Annotated in this window: 16 protein-coding genes; 6 read left to right on the plus strand and 10 right to left on the minus strand. The window is 55.9% G+C overall.

The window, feature by feature from the left end; genetic code table 11:
• Positions 1–71 precede the first annotated feature (71 nt).
• Positions 72–1,652 (minus strand): autoinducer-2 kinase, encoded by a 1,581-nt coding sequence (lsrK, locus tag IM284_RS01055; RefSeq protein WP_047367084.1) that lies wholly within the window; start codon positions 1,650–1,652, stop codon positions 72–74.
• Between the two features lie 32 nt (positions 1,653–1,684).
• Positions 1,685–2,656: a transcriptional regulator LsrR gene (lsrR, locus tag IM284_RS01060; RefSeq protein WP_047367085.1), complete on the minus strand. Its 972-nt coding sequence runs from the start codon at positions 2,654–2,656 to the stop codon at positions 1,685–1,687.
• Between the two features lie 215 nt (positions 2,657–2,871).
• On the opposite strand from lsrR, the gene lsrA reads away from it, so the two are divergent.
• Genes lsrA through lsrG form a run of 6 tightly spaced genes read left to right on the plus strand, consistent with a single transcriptional unit; the run spans position 2,872 to position 8,557 of the window.
• Positions 2,872–4,359 carry an autoinducer 2 ABC transporter ATP-binding protein LsrA gene (gene lsrA / locus IM284_RS01065; protein WP_047367086.1) on the plus strand — a complete coding sequence of 496 codons (1,488 nt, stop codon included), beginning with the start codon at positions 2,872–2,874 and terminating at the stop codon, positions 4,357–4,359.
• Entirely contained in the window at positions 4,356–5,387 is a 1,032-nt protein-coding gene (lsrC, locus tag IM284_RS01070) for an autoinducer 2 ABC transporter permease LsrC (RefSeq protein ID WP_047367087.1), read from the plus strand. Before lsrA ends, lsrC begins: the two co-directional genes overlap by 4 nt.
• Complete coding sequence (gene lsrD / locus IM284_RS01075) at positions 5,388–6,365, plus strand: autoinducer 2 ABC transporter permease LsrD (RefSeq protein WP_047367088.1); 978 nt, start codon at positions 5,388–5,390, stop codon at positions 6,363–6,365.
• A gap of 1 nt (position 6,366) precedes the next feature.
• Positions 6,367–7,368, plus strand: coding sequence for an autoinducer 2 ABC transporter substrate-binding protein LsrB (lsrB, locus tag IM284_RS01080; protein ID WP_047367089.1), 1,002 nt, complete (start codon positions 6,367–6,369; stop codon positions 7,366–7,368).
• A gap of 11 nt (positions 7,369–7,379) precedes the next feature.
• Positions 7,380–8,267, plus strand: coding sequence for a 3-hydroxy-5-phosphonooxypentane-2,4-dione thiolase (gene lsrF / locus IM284_RS01085; RefSeq protein ID WP_028014491.1), 888 nt, complete (start codon positions 7,380–7,382; stop codon positions 8,265–8,267).
• Positions 8,264–8,557: a (4S)-4-hydroxy-5-phosphonooxypentane-2,3-dione isomerase gene (lsrG, locus tag IM284_RS01090; protein WP_044597614.1), complete on the plus strand. Its 294-nt coding sequence runs from the start codon at positions 8,264–8,266 to the stop codon at positions 8,555–8,557. The genes lsrF and lsrG overlap by 4 nt, the downstream gene beginning before the upstream one ends.
• A gap of 46 nt (positions 8,558–8,603) precedes the next feature.
• Here the strand turns inward: lsrG and IM284_RS01095 are convergent, their stop codons facing one another.
• From IM284_RS01095 to IM284_RS01130, 8 genes are all read right to left on the minus strand, one after another.
• Complete coding sequence (locus IM284_RS01095; protein ID WP_052954297.1) at positions 8,604–9,230, minus strand: hypothetical protein; 627 nt, start codon at positions 9,228–9,230, stop codon at positions 8,604–8,606.
• A 31-nt stretch (positions 9,231–9,261) separates the two neighbouring features.
• Positions 9,262–9,999: a molecular chaperone gene (locus IM284_RS01100; RefSeq protein ID WP_047367090.1), complete on the minus strand. Its 738-nt coding sequence runs from the start codon at positions 9,997–9,999 to the stop codon at positions 9,262–9,264.
• Positions 9,965–10,495 (minus strand): fimbrial protein, encoded by a 531-nt coding sequence (locus IM284_RS01105; protein ID WP_028014487.1) that lies wholly within the window; start codon positions 10,493–10,495, stop codon positions 9,965–9,967. Before IM284_RS01105 ends, IM284_RS01100 begins: the two co-directional genes overlap by 35 nt.
• Positions 10,496–10,504: 9 nt before the next feature.
• Entirely contained in the window at positions 10,505–11,047 is a 543-nt protein-coding gene (locus tag IM284_RS01110; protein ID WP_047367091.1) for a fimbrial protein, read from the minus strand.
• Positions 11,048–11,056: 9 nt separating this feature from the next.
• The gene (locus tag IM284_RS01115) at positions 11,057–12,073 is read right to left on the minus strand and encodes a fimbrial protein (RefSeq protein ID WP_047367092.1); all 1,017 of its coding nucleotides are present in this window, start codon (positions 12,071–12,073) and stop codon (positions 11,057–11,059) included.
• Entirely contained in the window at positions 12,074–14,692 is a 2,619-nt protein-coding gene (locus IM284_RS01120) for a fimbrial biogenesis usher protein (RefSeq protein WP_047367093.1), read from the minus strand. It abuts the gene before it with no gap.
• A 49-nt stretch (positions 14,693–14,741) separates the two neighbouring features.
• Entirely contained in the window at positions 14,742–15,449 is a 708-nt protein-coding gene (locus IM284_RS01125) for a fimbria/pilus periplasmic chaperone (protein ID WP_047367094.1), read from the minus strand.
• A 153-nt stretch (positions 15,450–15,602) separates the two neighbouring features.
• Positions 15,603–16,145 (minus strand): fimbrial protein BcfA, encoded by a 543-nt coding sequence (locus IM284_RS01130; protein ID WP_028014482.1) that lies wholly within the window; start codon positions 16,143–16,145, stop codon positions 15,603–15,605.
• Between the last annotated feature and the right edge of the window lie 313 nt (positions 16,146–16,458).

A 16,458-nucleotide genomic window follows, 5' to 3' on the forward strand; every position in this document is an offset into this window, starting at 1 on the left:
CCCCGGTGGCGCTACGCTTACCGGGGCTACAAAACCCCAGGACGGATAAGCGCAGCGCCATCCGGCGTTATTTACGGCGTCGCTGCCCGCGCTAACCCCGGCGCCTGCCACATCGACGTGGTCAGCCCGCTGTCCACCAGCCCGAGCTGGTCGGCGTACACCGCCTGCCACTTCTCCATCATGCCGTCGTACAGCTCCCGGTGCTGCGGGTTTGGCGTAAACTCGCGGCTCCACTTCACCAGCCGCTCGCCCGTCGAGGCCATATCCGCAAACAGCCCCGCACCCGTTCCGGCGGCAATGGCGCAGCCGAGCGCCGTTGCCTCTTTGACTTCCGGCACGCGCACCGGCAGGCCGGTGACGTCGCTTAAAATCTGGCTCCACAGGGCGCCCTTTGCGCCGCCGCCCGCAAACACCAGGCTATCAAACGTCACGCCGGAGAAGCGCGAAATCTGCGTCAGGTTACAGGCCGAGACGATTGCCGCGTTCTCCTCCAGGGCGCGGAACAGCGTCGCTTTGTTGCACTTTTCCGGGTCGATGGAAAGGTTAATAAACGACGGCGCGGCGTGGTACCACTGCTTAAAATGCATCGCGTCGGAGAAGATTGGCATTACGCCGTGGGAGCCAGCGGGTACGCGGCCCGCCATCTCTTCCAGCAGGGAATAGGTGTCCATCCCCATCCGCTCGGCAATCAGCTTCTCTTCGGCACAAAAGGCGTCGCGGAACCAGCGCATGGTCAGCCCGGTAAAGAAGCTGATCGACTCCGCCTGCGCCATGCCGGGGATAACGTGCGGGTTTACGCGGATGTTCATCTCAGGGTCGGTGCGCACCTGCGGCAGATTAACCACCTGCTGCCAGAAGGTGCCGCCCAGCACCGCCGTTTGTCCGGCGCGGACAACGCCCAGCCCCAGGCAGCCCAGCTGCACGTCGCCGCCGCCCATCACGACCGGCGTGCCCTCGCGTAAACCGCTCTGCTGTGCGGCTTCTTTCGTGATGGCCCCCAGCACGGTGCCGGTCTCTTTTACCGGCGAGAGAATATCGGCGCGCAGCCCGGCCATGTCGAGCAACGCCGGACGCCAGTCGCGTGAAAAGAGATCCAGCATGCCGGTGGTGCCCGCGTTAGACGGATCGACCGCCAGCTCGCCGGAGAGCTTTGCCGCCAGCCAGTCGCTGATCATGGTGATAGTCGCGGCCTTACGATAAATATCCGGGCGATGATGCGCCAGCCAGAGCAGGCGCGGCATGGCGCTAAGGGCAAGCGTCTGGCCGGAAACGTCATACACTTCGGATTCAAAACGGTAGTCGTGGATCTCTTTGAGTTCAGCCACCTCGCGGCTGGCGCGGGCGTCGACGTTGGCGCAGGCCCAGATGGCCTCGCCGCTGCGGTCGTACAGCACGATCCCTTCGCGCATCGAACAGCAGGCGACGGACTGAATATCCGCCGCGCTCAGGCGCGCGCGCTCCAGCGCCTGCTGAATGCACCGGCAGGCCAGCTGCCAGTTGGTGTCGAGGTCAAACTCCATTGAGCCCGGCACGTTCTCCACGCTCAGGTGCTTCCACTCGGCCTGGCCGACGGCAATCTGGTTGCCCTGTAAATCGAAAATCACGGCGCGAACGCTGCCTGTCCCTGCATCTAACGCTAAAAGGTAACTCATGAGCTTGCCTCGCTATTAGCGCAGGGCGACTCTTATTCGGCCAGAGCCAGCACCGCGCGGGCTGTCGTCTCTTCCGTCACCAGGCCATTAATACGGCGACCTTTCAGTGCGGCGTAAATCGCATCGGCTTTCTCTTCCCCTCCGGCCACGCCGACGATGGTGGGCAGTTGCGCCAGTTCATCGAGCGTGACGCCCAGTAATTCTTTGTGGATCTCCAGCTCCTCGACGCATTCCCCTTCGGCGTTAAGGAAATAACCGAGAATATCGCCCACCGCCCCTTTACGGGCGTACATCAGCTGTTCACCTTCGCTGATATAGCCGGAGCGCAGTATCGTCGCGTCACGGCGCTGGTTCACGGAACCAATGCCGACCACCGCCACGTCAGCGGCGGTCGCGGCGAGGATCACGTCCCGCACGCTGGTTTCGCGCTTTAAGATCCCGGCGACTTCCGCAGATGAGACGCGAAGCGGGGCGGGGATCATGCTGACGCTACAGGCCGCATCCAGCTGGCCGATACCGGTCATATACGGCCCCACGCCGCCGGAAAGCGTCACCAGGCGGATCTGCTGCGAGCTGATAAAACCGCTTAAGTGTTGCAGGCTGCTCATGGTGGTTTCACCGAACCCCACCGCCAGCAGCTGGCCGGGCTCCAGCACGCCCATCAGCGACTGCGCCGCGCCAATGCCCAGCCGCACGTTCATCGGCGGGGTATTTAGGGCAGGCATCACGCGCACCAGCTTCAGGCCAAAGCGATGCTGTAGCTCGGTTTCCAGCGACAGGCAGCCCTCGTAGCGGGAGTTGATCTGCACGCGGATCACCCCCGACTGGCGGCCTTTCTCCAGCAGGCGGGAGATTTTCAGGCGCGGCAGCCCGAGGCGTTCGCCGATATCGTTCTGGGTCAGCCCGTCGTGGTAGTAGCACCAGGCCACGCGCGCCACCAGCTCTTCTTCCGCCAGCGCCAGACCGGCAAACCGTCCTTCTTCCGCAGTGCGTTTATCGCTCATAATTGAACTCTTATAAAAATTTAGATCATATGTTCGTAATGGCGCGGCGTGAAAATGTGAGCTACGCGGCAAAACGGATCTTTTAGATCGTTTCTGGTTAATCTGAATCTCAATCGATAAAACTGTGATCCCTGCACGGTTGTAAATATAGTTCACCGTCTACGCTTTTGAACATTATTAAATCTAAAAATCATTTGTTCAATAGCGGAGCGATGATGACACCACTTCTCAACGCGCGAAATATCAGCAAGCAGTTCTCAGGCGTGCCGGTCTTAAAAGGCATTGATTTCACGCTGCTTGCGGGGCAGGTGCATGCGCTTATGGGCGGTAACGGCGCGGGAAAATCGACGCTGATGAAGATCATCGCCGGGGTAGAAACGCCGGATAGCGGTGAACTTTCGGTTGCGGGCGAGTCTTTTGCACGGCTTACCCCGGCGCAGGCGCATCGGTTAGGCATTTATCTGGTGCCGCAGGAGCCTCTGCTTTTCCCCAACCTGACCGTGAGGGAAAACATCCTGTTCCGCCTGCCGCGCGAGCGCGATCGGGAAAAGCGGCTGGCGGAGAAACTCCAGCAGCTGCAATGTCAGCTTAACCTTGATGCAACGGCCAGCACCCTGGAAGTGGCGGACCAGCAGATGGTTGAGATCCTGCGCGGGCTGATGCGCAACGCCAGAATTCTGATCCTCGACGAGCCCACGGCCTCGCTGACGCCCGGCGAAACCGAACGGCTGTTTCGCCAGATCCGCGCCTTACAGGCGTTCGGCGTCGGGATCGTCTTTATCTCGCATAAGCTGCCGGAAATCCGCACGCTGTCGAGCCACGTTTCGGTGATGCGCGACGGCGCGGTGGTGCTCAGCGGAGAAACCGCCCAGTTTGACGACAGCGCCCTGATCGCCGCCATGACGCCGGTCAGCCGCGAAAAAGGCTTAAGCGATGCGCAAAAGCTGTGGCTGGCGCTACCGGGAAACCGCCGCACCCAGCCGCAGGATTTTCCGGTGCTGCGCGTGGAAGATCTCACCGGAGAGGGCTTTATCGATCTCAGCCTGGAGATTTACGCCGGGGAGATCGTCGGCCTTGCCGGACTGGTCGGATCCGGGCGCACCGAGTTTGCCGAAACGCTCTACGGCCTGCGTCCCGTACGCGGCGGACGGGTGTGGCTGGAGAGCCGGGAGATCACCTCCGATCCGGTGGGTTTACGTCTGGAAAAAGGGCTGGTTTATCTGCCGGAAGACAGGCAGGTGTCCGGCCTGTTTCTCGACGCGCCTGTCCGCTGGAACACGGTGGCACTGAACGAGCCGTCGCTCTGGCAGCAGCGAAAGCGGGAGTCTGCGGTGGTGGAGCGCTATCACCGTGCGCTGGGGATCAAGCTCAATCATGCGGATCAAACCGTGCGCACGCTCTCCGGCGGCAACCAGCAGAAGGTGCTGTTGGCGCGCTGTCTGGAGGCCAATCCTTTATTGCTGATCGTCGATGAGCCGACGCGCGGCGTGGACGTGTCGGCGCGTGCCGATATCTACCAGCTCATTAAAAGCGTGGCGGCGCAGAATGTTGCGGTGCTGATGATCTCAAGCGATCTCGATGAATTTCCCGGCCTCGCGGACCGCGTGCTGGTGATGCATCAGGGCGTACTCAGCGGCGAGCTGCCGCGCCACGCCGTCAGTCTCGATCGGATGATGGCGCTGGCGTTTGGAGGACAATCATGAAGATCTTACTCAAAAACCGCGAGCTGAGCGCGTTTCTTGCCATTCTGGCGCTGTTCGCCGTGCTGGTGGCGCTGAATCCGTCCTACTTCAGCCTGCAAACGCTGGGGATGATCTTCGCCAGCGCGCAGATCCTGATCCTGCTGGCCATCGGTGCGGCGCTGGTGATGCTGACCCGCAATATCGACGTCTCCGTGGGCTCGACCGTCGGGCTGTCCGCCATTGCCGTCGGCGTGGCGCTCAACGGTGGCTACAGCCTGCCGGTATCGATACTTTTTGCGCTGTCGATTGGCGCGCTGGCGGGGGCGTTCAACGGTTTTCTGGTGGTGGGGCTGCGCATTCCGGCGATTGTCGCCACCCTCGGCACGCTGGGGCTGTACCGCGGAGCGATGCTGCTCTGGACGGGCGGAAAGTGGATTGAAGGGCTGCCGCCGGGGCTGAAATCTCTCTCCGAGCCTGCCGCCATCGGCATTTCACCGCTCGGCGTGGGAGTGTTGATTCTCGTTGTCGTTGGCGCGTGGGGGCTATCGCGCACCTCGTTCGGGCGTGATTTTTACGCGGTGGGGGATAACCTCGGCGCCGCGCGCCAGCTGGGCGTGGCGGTGAACCGCACGCGCATGATCGCCTTCACCCTCAACGGCATGCTGGCGGCCTGCGCCGGGATTGTCTTTGCCGCGCAGATCGGCTTTGTGCCCAACCAGACCGGCAGCGGGCTGGAGATGAAGGCCATTGCCGCCTGCGTGCTCGGCGGCATTTCGCTGCTGGGCGGCACCGGCACGCTGGTCGGTGCGTTCCTCGGCGCGTTCTTCTTGACTCAAATCGACACCGTGCTGGTGCTGTTCAGGCTGCCGGCGTGGTGGAACGATTTTATCGCCGGGCTGGTGCTGCTGGGCGTGCTGGTGCTCGACGGGCGGCTGCGCCAGGCGCTGTCACGCCATCAGCGGGCGCTGAAGTATGGCCGGTTCCAGCCTGGCAATAGAGGGGGAAAGCACGTTACCCCGTTTCCCAAACGCAACAAAGAGGTGGCGTAAATGAGGCTCAACTGGGAAAGCGCGCTGCTGATATTGCTGGTGCTGGAGATCCTGCTCTTCGGCGCCATTAACCCGCGCATGCTCGACGTTAACATGCTGCTGTTCAGCACCAGCGATTTCATCTGCATCGGCATCGTGGCGCTGCCGCTGACGCTGGTGATTATCAGCGGCGGGATCGACATTTCGCTGGGCTCCACCATCGGCCTGTGCGCCATCGCGCTGGGGGTGATGATGCAGGCGGGGTGGCCCATGACGATCGCCGTTCCGCTGACGCTGCTGCTTGGCCTGCTGTGTGGGCTGGTGAATGCGGCGCTGATCCACTACACCGGCATTAGCCCTTTAGTTATTACCCTCGGCACGCTCTACCTCTACGGCGGCGGCGCGCTGCTGCTCTCCGGCATGGCGGGGGCGACGGGCTACGAGGGCATCGGCGGCTTCCCGGACGGTTTTACCGCGTTCGCTAACCTCACGGTGCTGGGGCTGCCGATCCCGCTGGTGCTGTTCGCGGTGATTACCGCCTTCTTCTGGCTGATTACCCATCGCGGGCGCTTTGGCCGCCATCTGTTTTTAATCGGCCAGAATCCGCGCGCGGCGCGCTATGCGGCGCTGTCGGTGAACGGCATGCCCTACGCGCTGTACGGTCTGGTGGGCGTGGCGTCGGCGGTGGCCGCGCTGGTGATGGTCTCCTATTTCGGCTCTGCGCGTTCGGATCTGGGGCGCGATTTGCTGATGCCCGCACTCACCGCCGCCGTACTCGGCGGGGCAAATATTTACGGGGGTTCAGGGTCGGTGCTGGGTACGGCGCTGGCGGCGCTGCTGGTGGGGTATCTCCAGCAGGGATTACAGATGGTCGGCATCCCCAACCAGGTGTCGAGCGCGCTGTCGGGGGCGCTGCTGGTTGTGGTGGTGATGGGACGTTCGCTAAGTCTGCACCGCGAATGGGTGCGATCTCTCTTCAGAAAACTATCCGGAGCGTAAGATGAAAACAAAACTGCTCGTCCTGGCAATGGCCCTCAGCTTCGCTTCGGCGCAGGCGGCGGACCGCATTGCCTTTATCCCAAAGCTGGTGGGCGTGGGTTTCTTCACCAGCGGCGGCAACGGCGCGAAAGAGGCGGGGAAAGATCTTGGCGTAGACGTGACCTACGATGGCCCGACAGAGCCGAGCGTTTCCGGCCAGGTGCAGCTCATCAACAACTTCGTCAACCAAGGCTATAACGCCATTATCGTCTCCGCCGTGTCGCCGGACGGTCTCTGCCCGGCGCTGAAGCGCGCGATGCAGCGCGGCGTGAAGGTGCTGACCTGGGATTCCGACACCAAACCGGAGTGCCGCAGCATTTATATCAACCAGGGGACGCCGGAACAGCTCGGCGGCCTGCTGGTAGAGATGGCGGGCAAGCAGGTCACCAAACCGAACGCGAAAGTGGCGTTCTTCTACTCCAGCCCGACCGTCACCGACCAGAACCAGTGGGTGAAAGAGGCGAAGGCGAAAATCGAGAAAGATCACCCCCAGTGGCAGATCGTGACCACCCAGTTTGGCTATAACGACGCCACCAAATCTCTGCAGACCGCCGAGGGGATTTTAAAAGCGTATCCGGATCTGGACGCGATCATCGCGCCGGACGCCAACGCCCTGCCGGCGGCGGCGCAGGCGGCGGAAAACCTGAAGCGGGAAGGGGTGGCGATTGTCGGCTTCAGCACGCCGAACGTCATGCGTCCGTACGTTGAGCGCGGGACGGTGAAAGCCTTCGGCCTGTGGGATGTCGTACAACAGGGCAAAATTGCGGTCAATGTCGCCGATCGTCTGCTGAAAAAGGGCGATCTTAACCCTGGCGACAGCGTGGACGTAAAAGGTATCGGCGCCCTGAAGGTGGAGCCGAACAGCGTGCAGGGCTATCAGTATGAGGCGAAGGGCAACGGCATCGTGCTGCTGCCGGAGCGGGTGGTGTTCACCAAAGAGAACATCAGCAAATACGATTTCTGACGGGGGAGCAAATGGCTGATTTAGACGACATCAAAGACGGCAAGGATTTTGGCATCGGCACGCCGCAGCAGAATGTGCCGTTCACGCTGAAGGGCTGCGGCTCGCTGGACTGGGGCATGCAGTCCCGCCTGGCGCGCATCTTTAACCCGCAGAGCAACCGCACGGTAATGCTGGCCTTTGACCACGGCTACTTTCAGGGGCCGACCACCGGCCTTGAGCGTATCGATCTCTCCATCGCCCCGCTGTTTGGCGAAACCGACGTGCTGATGTGTACCCGCGGCATTCTGCGAAGCCAGGTGCCCGCCGCGACAAACAAACCGGTGGTGCTGCGCGCCTCCGGCGGTAACTCGATTCTGGGGGAACTCTCGAACGAGTGCGTGGCGGTGGCGATGGAGGATGCCCTGCGCCTGAACGTCTGCGCGGTGGCGGCGCAGGTGTATATCGGAAGCGAGTTTGAGCATCAGTCGATTAACAACATCATTAAGCTGGTGGACGCGGGCGCACGCTACGGCATGCCAACGCTGGCGGTAACGGGCGTCGGCAAGGAGATGGCGCGTGACGCGCGCTACTTCTCGCTCGCCAGCCGCATCGCCGCCGAGATGGGGGCGCAGTTCGTCAAAACCTACTACGTGGACGAGGGCTTTGAAAAAGTGACCGCCAGCTGCCCGGTGCCGATTGTGATCGCCGGGGGCAAAAAGCTGCCGGAGCTCGAGGCGCTGGAGATGTGCTGGCGGGCGATTGATCAGGGGGCGTCCGGCGTGGACATGGGGCGCAATATCTTCCAGTCCAGCGCGCCGCTCGCCATGCTGAAAGCGGTGAAAAAAGTGGTTCACGAGAACGTGAGCGCCCGGGAGGCGTTCCAGTTCTGGCAGGAAGAGAAACAGGGAGAAGCAAAATGAACGTGACGCTGGTTGAGATTAACATCAAGCCCGAGCGGGTGGACGAGTTTCTTGAGGTGTTTCGCGCCAACCATGAGGGAGCCATCAGGGAGCCGGGGAACCTGCGCTTTGACGTGTTGCAGGACCCGAGGGTGAAAACCCGGTTCTTTATCTACGAGGCCTACAAAGACGAAGAGGCGGTGCTGGCGCATAAGCAAACGCCGCACTATCTGGCGTGCGTGGATAAGCTTGAGGAGCTGATGTCAGAGCCGCGTAAGAAACGCAGTTTTGTGGGGCTGTTGCCGGAGTAATTCGATGCCCGATGACGCACTCATGCGCGTCATCGGGCATCCTGGCTTATCCTTTGGCTTTCTGGATCGCCATGATTAATGCATCGGAAGAGACGTTTCCTGACATCACGCTAATGCGCTGAATGACCGGATCTTTTTCCTGGGGTAAAACCACAAACGCCGGCGCGTTGGCAAAACCGATCTGCTTCACGAGCTTCACATTGTCCTGTAACACTTTGTTTGCCGACCCGGCCGAAGGCAATTTTTTAAAGATAAAACGGATATCCGGGTTGGCATGGATAAGCGTTTCTGTGACGTTGCAGTTCACGCATTGCTCATCCACAAAAGACACCACGGCGACTTTTGCGTTGGCGGGCCCGACAACAGGATCGCCGCCAGCAAGCAGCTGCTCGCGATGGAGGATGACATTTTGCACCATGGCCTGTTGCTGCGCTATCTCCTGACGCTGGCGAAGGCTTTCCCCTGCCGCAACTAAAAACTCAGGATGTTCAGCGAGATAGGTAGAGACAATTTCACCCATTTTTTCAGGATGGGCGACGAAATATGCTTCGGCGGCTTTTCCTGTTTGTTCAATCTGCTGTGGCGTCGCTTGCTCTGCCTGCGCTGCGGCTGAGAAAGTCAGGGTCGCGGCCAGCAGAAGCGAAAGGCGACGAAGGGAGGTTGAAACTTCCATTGATGTTATTCCGTAAAAGAGAGAGACGGGACTAGGACGTCAGTGCCTGTGTACGAACAGGCATAATGCGTCCATAGTCATTAATCGCTTGCCAGCGCACCTGGCATACCCCTGGGTCTGGACAACCCTCGAGCGCTCGCTCGCTAAAAGGGGCGACAAGGCCGCCATCAGCGATGCGCTTACCGCCGAGGCTGAGCTGATAAAGCGTGATGTAGTAAGGCGTCGGATTATTCACAACGACGTTATTTTTGTTTCGTGACCAGCGTAAGGCCTGATAAGCATCATCAGGATTGCCGGTGAGCCCGGTGGGCCGATAAAAAAGTTTAAAGCGTGAACGTACCGCCGTTTGCACACCCGTGGTGTGCGGATTAGCGGAAGGGATCGCCGCAACGTTTAACGTGAACAGCGTTTCCCGGTTCTCGGGTAACTTTCCTCCCGTAAATATCAGCCGAATCGTGTTTTCGCGTTGCGGACGCAATGAGAACAGCTGCGGCGTGGCCACAAATGCGGATTGAACCCCGTGTGGGGCATCCGCCCCAGTCCACAAGCCACCCGGCTCGACTTTGGTGTAGATCAGATACGATTCGTCAGAAGGGTTACGCACGGAAAAGCTGATCGATTTCTCACGTTCCGGATAGACAAACCGCGTTCCGCCGATCACCACGCCAGCTTGCGCCTGAAGCATGATGGTGGAGAGAAAAAAGAGAAGCAGGATCTTCGCCGGATAAACACACTTACGCATAATTGAGAATAAAGGTTGTCGTCGCATTTGCCGTTCCCGTGGTGACCTTGTTTGCGGTGGCAACATAGCGGGCGTAAAACTGGAGAGTCGCGTCGCTTTGATTAGGAATAATCATCGTCTTCTGGCTTTTACTTCCCATAGAGATGAGCGACTTGTCCTGGTTGTAAATTCCTACGCCGATACCGGTTGCGTAGCCTTCACCGCCGATGAGCGTCAGTAAATCCGGGTTTGCTGTATCGGGTGTGCCGTCAAAGGTAATACTGACTGAGCCTTCTGTTCCGGCACAGTTTTCCACATTAATAGCAAACGGATGATAATCAGCGCCCATACCTGACTGGGTGAAATATTTACTTTGCACGCTGTCCATTGTGACGGTCAGGTTCTGAGAATCAGGCGCGATACTGCACGTCTTTTTATGGATCACGCCAGTGATATAAATTGTACCGTCGTGCGCCAGTGTACGCGCTGAAAAAAATGGCACCAGAAAAAGCGCGGTGAATATTATTGTGAAAAACTTTTTCATTTCCGCATCCTACTGATAGAGCAGATCAAAATACATGATGGCCGTAGCATTCCCTGTCGTAACCTCGGGCAGGGTCGATTTGTACCGTAAATTAAACGTCAGGCTATTATCTCCCTGCTTTAAGGGATAAATTTCGGATTCCGTATTATTTATTTTAATCGGATTCATTCCGGCATTGAGAAGCTCTACGCCAATGCCCGTCGCCATTTCGCCAGCCGTTCCTTTACCCGTGTCGCTGAGCGCCAGCAGGTCCGAGTTATTGATATCCGGCATACCGCTGAACCAGATTTTTGTCCCCTGAATGGCGCGTGAACAATTTTTAAGATCGATCGTGAACGCTTTTTCCGGCGTCGTTGTTCCGGTTGCGGGAAATTCAGATATATCGAATGCGCCTAAATCAACCGTTTGTTCTTTACTGTTCACATCAACTTCACACGATTCGCCGATAATTGTGCCGTATATCTGGAGGTTAACTGTAAAACCCTCATCGGCGTACGTTGTTGCTATGCCAGAGAACAGTGTCGCCAGGGCGACAAAATACAAGACTCTCATTTTTCACCCTTACGCAAAATCGATACGTAAACAGGCCAACGCAGTAAACAGACCTTCTGCCGGGGCCTTCCCTGTCGTGCTGATGGGGTAGGTTTTTAACGTGACATCAGCATGGCCCGAACTATCAGTAATAAAATCAGCGGTGCTGGAGGCGTCGTTAGGTATCATGACGGTGCCATTTTCGTTGGTTACCACCACGCCGACATCTTTATTATCCGTAGCGATCGCCTGGCCGACGTTGCTGTCTGCGTTGGCGACCAGTCGAAGCGTAAGATGCGCAGGCGAAATCACGTCCGCATTACACTCGATGGGAACATTAAAGGTTTTTACCGGCGCATTAGAAGGTTTCTCACCCGCTTTCGTGAATGAAGAACTGTTGAGTTTTCCCAGGTCAACCGTAATGATTTGCCCCGCATTAATGATGCAGTTTTGCGGCACCGTGACCGCGCCGCTGTATGTTATTTGATAAACAATATCATTCAACGGGTCGGTATTTTCGGTGGTGATATAAACATTAAACATCACTTTACTGGGGATAATGACCGTGCCGATAAAAGGTTTGATAATTTTTAACCGGAATACCAGGTTGGAGTCATATACCGGGAAAGGTATGTTCATATCCTCTTTATCCACCCTGTAATCTTTACCCATATGGATATAGTCTCCAGGCGGAAAATATTCACCAATTTCGGAATCGGTTATCCGCATTGCCCCTGCAATATAGATCGGGTCAAGATTCATATACTGCCACTGGTCTTCCGTGAAAATCACCGGGTAGGTATTCCTGTATGAGCGATAGGTACGAGAATCGCCATCTGGATGATAGTCACATATGGCGTTTACGCCCACATCCTGTGATTTAACCAGTTCAACTGCCTGCCCCAGCTGGTTTTGTTCTTTTGTCAGCGTGGCCGTCAGATCGTAATTCACATTCGTAATGCTGTGATCAAAGTTATGGCAGACCGCTGCCAGACTTTGCGTAGAAGCCGTAAGGCTGAGTAATAAAAAAATAATGCGTACTTTCACTTATCGGCACTCCGCTTTTAAACGCACGAGGGACTGCTTTGTTTCACTTAGCTTGTAAACGGCAACACATTTTTTATCATCTGTGTCGCCCCATTGCGCTGTCAGACTCCCTGTCTCGCCCAGCCCAGACAGATACGCTTCGCCGTTATCGCCTACGATGGTGTCCCCACCTTCATCGCTGCGCGTAACAACCGCGCCAAAGGGCACAGGGCGCCCGTTATGCATGAGTGCAATCATCGCGCGCGTTCCTGAGCGCGCCTTAAAGGTGGCGCGAACCAGGGCACCCTGGGTTGGAACAACGTGGGTAACGGCCTCGTCAATGTCCAGATCGTCGCTGAGCGAGTTGGTGTTCAGCGCCATGCGGTTACGGTGGTATGCGCTGGCATACGGCACAACCGCATAACCACGCCAGTCGGTATGGATCCCTGGGCCGTCTTCGACCTTAACGTTGCTTGCGCCCGGCGCGGCGATCAGGACATTGGTATCCCCCAACGGCTGGCTTAAAGTGATGCCGTTGCGATGCGCGACGATACCGCCGCTGAGGCCGTAATTGATCTGTTGATAATCGCCATTGTTACTGTAGTTGTACCCCAGGCTCGCATTACCGTAGGCACTATCATATTCCGTGCTGATGCTTCCACTGGCACCGGTATGTTGGTTCTGATATCCCTGCTGAACGCTGTAGCTGAGGTTATTGTCTTCAAGCAGCGTTCCGTTGATGCCGGCAGTATTATTGACCCTGCCGTCGTTATCGGTGCTCATGCCGTATGTGGCGTAAATGCTGTTTAAACGTTTGGTCACATCTCCACCTGGATGAAGCCACAGATTGAGCGGGAAGGAGAGCGTTAAAGAATAAATACGATCGCTTTCACTCATGCCAGGGGATTTATTGTAGTTGTAGGTCAGGTTATAGGTTACGCCCGCAACCGTTCCGCTATAACCCAGTTGAATAAGCGTATTTTTTTCATCGGTATGCCAGTACGTTTGCTGGCTGCCGTTGAGGAAAATCGACCCGGCAGTTCCCAGCTGTTGGGAAATATTGGCCTGCAGCTTGCCGCGTTTGGTGTAGTACAGATTGTAATAATCGGTCCACACGGGCTGATTGTCGTCGGTGTGGTCGTTGGGATCGTCCTGGCCGACATAACCTTTCATTTGCTTATAGGTGGTTTCATCCAGGGTATAAAAACCGGATGTGGAATAGCGATAGCCTAACAGCTGGAAATTGGTGCCCATGCCGTTCAACGATTTTGCATATAAGAAACGTATTGACTGCCCGTTATGTGAGCTACCGTCGCTCAGTTCGCTTTGTGCGGAGGTGAGATCGGCCGATACGGCGCCAAAATTCCCCAGGTTCACCCCGGTACCCAACGCAAAGGCAGAGTATTTTTCCGTCAGCTGCGTACCACCGTAGACGGTGAATCCTTTTGGTAACCCCCAGATAAGCGTTCCCTGGACAAAGTTTGTGTCCTCCTGCTGATCGCTGTTACTGCGATAGCGGGCCGCAGTGGCGGCATATTTTACGGTGCCTTCACGCTGCAAAACCGGAACCGCGGAATAGGGCACAGAGTAGCTGCTGATCGTTCCGTCAGATTCTTTGACCTCTACATTCAGGTCACCGCTGGAGGAGGTGGGGTACAGATCGTTAATGGCAAACGCCCCGGGCGGCACATAGCTTTGATAAATGGTGTAACCGTTTTGTTTGATGGTGACCTGGGCGTTAGATTTAGCGATCCCATGAATGGTTGGCGCAAAACCTTTCATACTATCAGGCAGCATGTTGTCATCAGAATTGATCTGCACCCCGCGGAATGGCAGGCTGTCGAAGACATCCGAAGTGGTATAGTTCTCGCCGATTGTTAGCTTGCTTTTTAGCGGGATAACGGCACGTTCAACATAGGTTTTAATGTGTTCCCAGTTGGTGTAGGTCTCTGAGCCGCTGCTGTTGTAGCTCCATGTAGAGAAATCCCGCAGCCGCCACGGCCCCAGGTTTAATCCACTGTTAAGTCCCAGAAAATAGTTGTCTGTCGTCGAACCGTAATCACCGCTATTGTGACTATGCGAACCCGAAAAGTCATAATTCAGCATCAGGGCGTTAATGCCTTCGTCCCATTGCTCAGGGGGAATGTACCCGCGCGCGTTATTACGCAGCGCCGCTTGCGGAATACTGATATTCAGGCGCTGGTGTTCAAAATCAAAAAATGTGGTGGCAGCGGGAATGGCTGCCGGCAAATCGACACAGTTGCCCGCTTTTTCGTCCTTAAGACCGGGTAAGACATCGACATTTACCCCCATCGCATCAAGTGACTTACGCGAGAGGCAGGGCGTCAGCCCCGTATCGTCATCCGTAGGTGTTGAATTTTTGCGCACGTTAAACGTCACGTCGCGCGTGGCTAAAAAATTGTCATTCAGCCATACGTCCACGCGATAGACCCCTGGCGCCTGACCAGCATTACTAAAACGTGATAAATCAGCAACCGCCGCAGGATCGCTTGAAAGAAAGGCAGGGTTGAAATAATAGCCCGCATCCGCATTAACGGATGCGAATGCGCCGAGCATGGCCAGCGTGAGAGGGGCCAAACGATGATTGACTATCCTTGTCTGATACTTGCGAAACTTCATTTTTCTCTGCCTGCTTCAACGCGCTATGTTCGGTATTTTTCCGGGAAAATTATGCTCCAGGGCATGTCTGAACAGGGGTGGTAGCACCGAAATCGTTAACGGTCTGGAACGTCACCTGGCTCCCGCTACCGGTAGGTAGATCAACGACCAGGCTGTTCATTGGCGGAACCATGTTATTGGTTAACTTTGCGTTTCCCGCTTTGAATTGCACCAGCGACACGTAATAAGGCGACGCGTTTTTGATGGTCAACTTGCCGTTACTGACCGTGCAGCGCAGCGCCTTTGGCGCGTCAATTGACGGGGTAGGCAATTTTTTTGGGCGAATAAAAAGCTTAATGACGCTCTGCGTCGCAATCTGCAACGTATTTCCCTGCAACTTACTTTTATCCACGGCTGGGATAGCTTTGCTGTTGAAATAAAAAACGCTTTCTCTGTCTTTCGGCAAATCTGGGCCAGCGTACATAATCCTGATGGTGTTTTCTTTTTTAGGATGCATAACAAAAAGTGGAGGCGTGACAATAAAGTCTGTGGACTTCGATTGATCGGCGTTCGCAACCCACGATTGCACCAGAAAAGCATTGCTTTGAGACGAGTTCGTAATAGGTAACGAAATCTGTTTATCACCCTGAGGGTAAATAATACGCGTTGCGCCCAGGCCTATCCCCCCAGCGTGAGCCGTAGTCAGCACCGTAGCTGCGAATAAAAAAGAATGCGTAATCAGCTTCGTTATCAAAGATACAGTATTAATTCGTTTCATTTATATATCACTTCATTGAATACATAATCAAATACATAGAATAAAACATGCCGTTTAAGCCTATGTATTTAATCTATATAAAACGGTCGGTTATATTAAAAATCCCTCCTTCGTACAGGCGTACGAAGGAGGGATGACAGCATCCTAATTCGATTAGGAATAAACCATCTGGAAGGTAGCGGTGGATGCTACGTTACCTGGTGTTGCTGCGCCTGTAGCGATGTAGTCAACGCTCAGTGGGATAATGTTTTCACCGTTGATCAGGCCGATTGCAGAAGATGTGGTACCCAGATCCAGGTTTTTACCGTCCGGTCCAAACAGCTGCAGAGCCACGTTCTGTGCGGAACCTGCACCCGCGGTATTCGCCATAGCGCCCGGCTGAGTTGCATCCTGCTGCGCGTTGAAAATAACCGCTGCGTTCTGGCTGACAGTGGTGTCGCAATCTTCCAGTTTAATGTTGAAATCTTCTTTCTGATTCGCCAGCATTCCGCTTTGAGTCAGCTTCACGGTACGAACCTGGCTCAGGATAACGGTCTGGTCAACAGAATCGGCAGCAACTGAACAGGCAGCGTTAACAACCTGACCGACGAAATTAACGGTACCGCCGCTTACTGTGGTGGTGTCTGCCTGTGCGTTCATCATCACGCCGCTTGCCATAGATGCAGCAACAACCATTGCTAAAACATGCTTTTTCATACAAATCCTTTTAAATAAACAGTTTTCTGTCAAGTTGAAACAAAATTAAAGGTGACTTAATACAAGACTATTCAGATTAAAAATCATGAATATACAGAATCATACAGTACGCTGTGTTTTGCACATTCTCGTGATGTTCCGAAAGCGTATTTTATGAGGCGAGACATATTATATCAATCTATTGCTGGTTGATTTTTGCTTAGAAATTCTTAAATGGGTTTTAATTAAAAATTTATTAGTTTTTAGAATGGGAGGGTATGTTTGATGCGCTATTTAGCCTGATTCAGTAAGGTGTAATCGCCGAGAGTGATAT

This window comes from Enterobacter cloacae complex sp. P12RS (assembly GCF_014895875.1).
In the GTDB taxonomy this organism is placed as follows: domain Bacteria; phylum Pseudomonadota; class Gammaproteobacteria; order Enterobacterales; family Enterobacteriaceae; genus Enterobacter; species Enterobacter bugandensis.

Bases quoted from the DNA above. Each gene is read 5' to 3' on its own strand.
- lsrK (WP_047367084.1), bottom strand. From the start codon at position 1,652: ATGAGTTACCTTTTAGCGTTAGATGCAGGGACAGGCAGCGTTCGCGCC.
- lsrR (WP_047367085.1), bottom strand. From the start codon at position 2,656: ATGAGCGATAAACGCACTGCGGAAGAAGGACGGTTTGCCGGTCTGGCG.
- lsrA (WP_047367086.1), top strand. From the start codon at position 2,872: ATGACACCACTTCTCAACGCGCGAAATATCAGCAAGCAGTTCTCAGGC.
- lsrC (WP_047367087.1), top strand. From the start codon at position 4,356: ATGAAGATCTTACTCAAAAACCGCGAGCTGAGCGCGTTTCTTGCCATT.
- lsrD (WP_047367088.1), top strand. From the start codon at position 5,388: ATGAGGCTCAACTGGGAAAGCGCGCTGCTGATATTGCTGGTGCTGGAG.
- lsrB (WP_047367089.1), top strand. From the start codon at position 6,367: ATGAAAACAAAACTGCTCGTCCTGGCAATGGCCCTCAGCTTCGCTTCG.
- lsrF (WP_028014491.1), top strand. From the start codon at position 7,380: ATGGCTGATTTAGACGACATCAAAGACGGCAAGGATTTTGGCATCGGC.
- lsrG (WP_044597614.1), top strand. From the start codon at position 8,264: ATGAACGTGACGCTGGTTGAGATTAACATCAAGCCCGAGCGGGTGGAC.
- IM284_RS01095 (WP_052954297.1), bottom strand. From the start codon at position 9,230: ATGGAAGTTTCAACCTCCCTTCGTCGCCTTTCGCTTCTGCTGGCCGCG.
- IM284_RS01100 (WP_047367090.1), bottom strand. From the start codon at position 9,999: ATGCGACGACAACCTTTATTCTCAATTATGCGTAAGTGTGTTTATCCG.
- IM284_RS01105 (WP_028014487.1), bottom strand. From the start codon at position 10,495: ATGAAAAAGTTTTTCACAATAATATTCACCGCGCTTTTTCTGGTGCCA.
- IM284_RS01110 (WP_047367091.1), bottom strand. From the start codon at position 11,047: ATGAGAGTCTTGTATTTTGTCGCCCTGGCGACACTGTTCTCTGGCATA.
- IM284_RS01120 (WP_047367093.1), bottom strand. From the start codon at position 14,692: ATGAAGTTTCGCAAGTATCAGACAAGGATAGTCAATCATCGTTTGGCC.
- IM284_RS01125 (WP_047367094.1), bottom strand. From the start codon at position 15,449: ATGAAACGAATTAATACTGTATCTTTGATAACGAAGCTGATTACGCAT.
- IM284_RS01130 (WP_028014482.1), bottom strand. From the start codon at position 16,145: ATGAAAAAGCATGTTTTAGCAATGGTTGTTGCTGCATCTATGGCAAGC.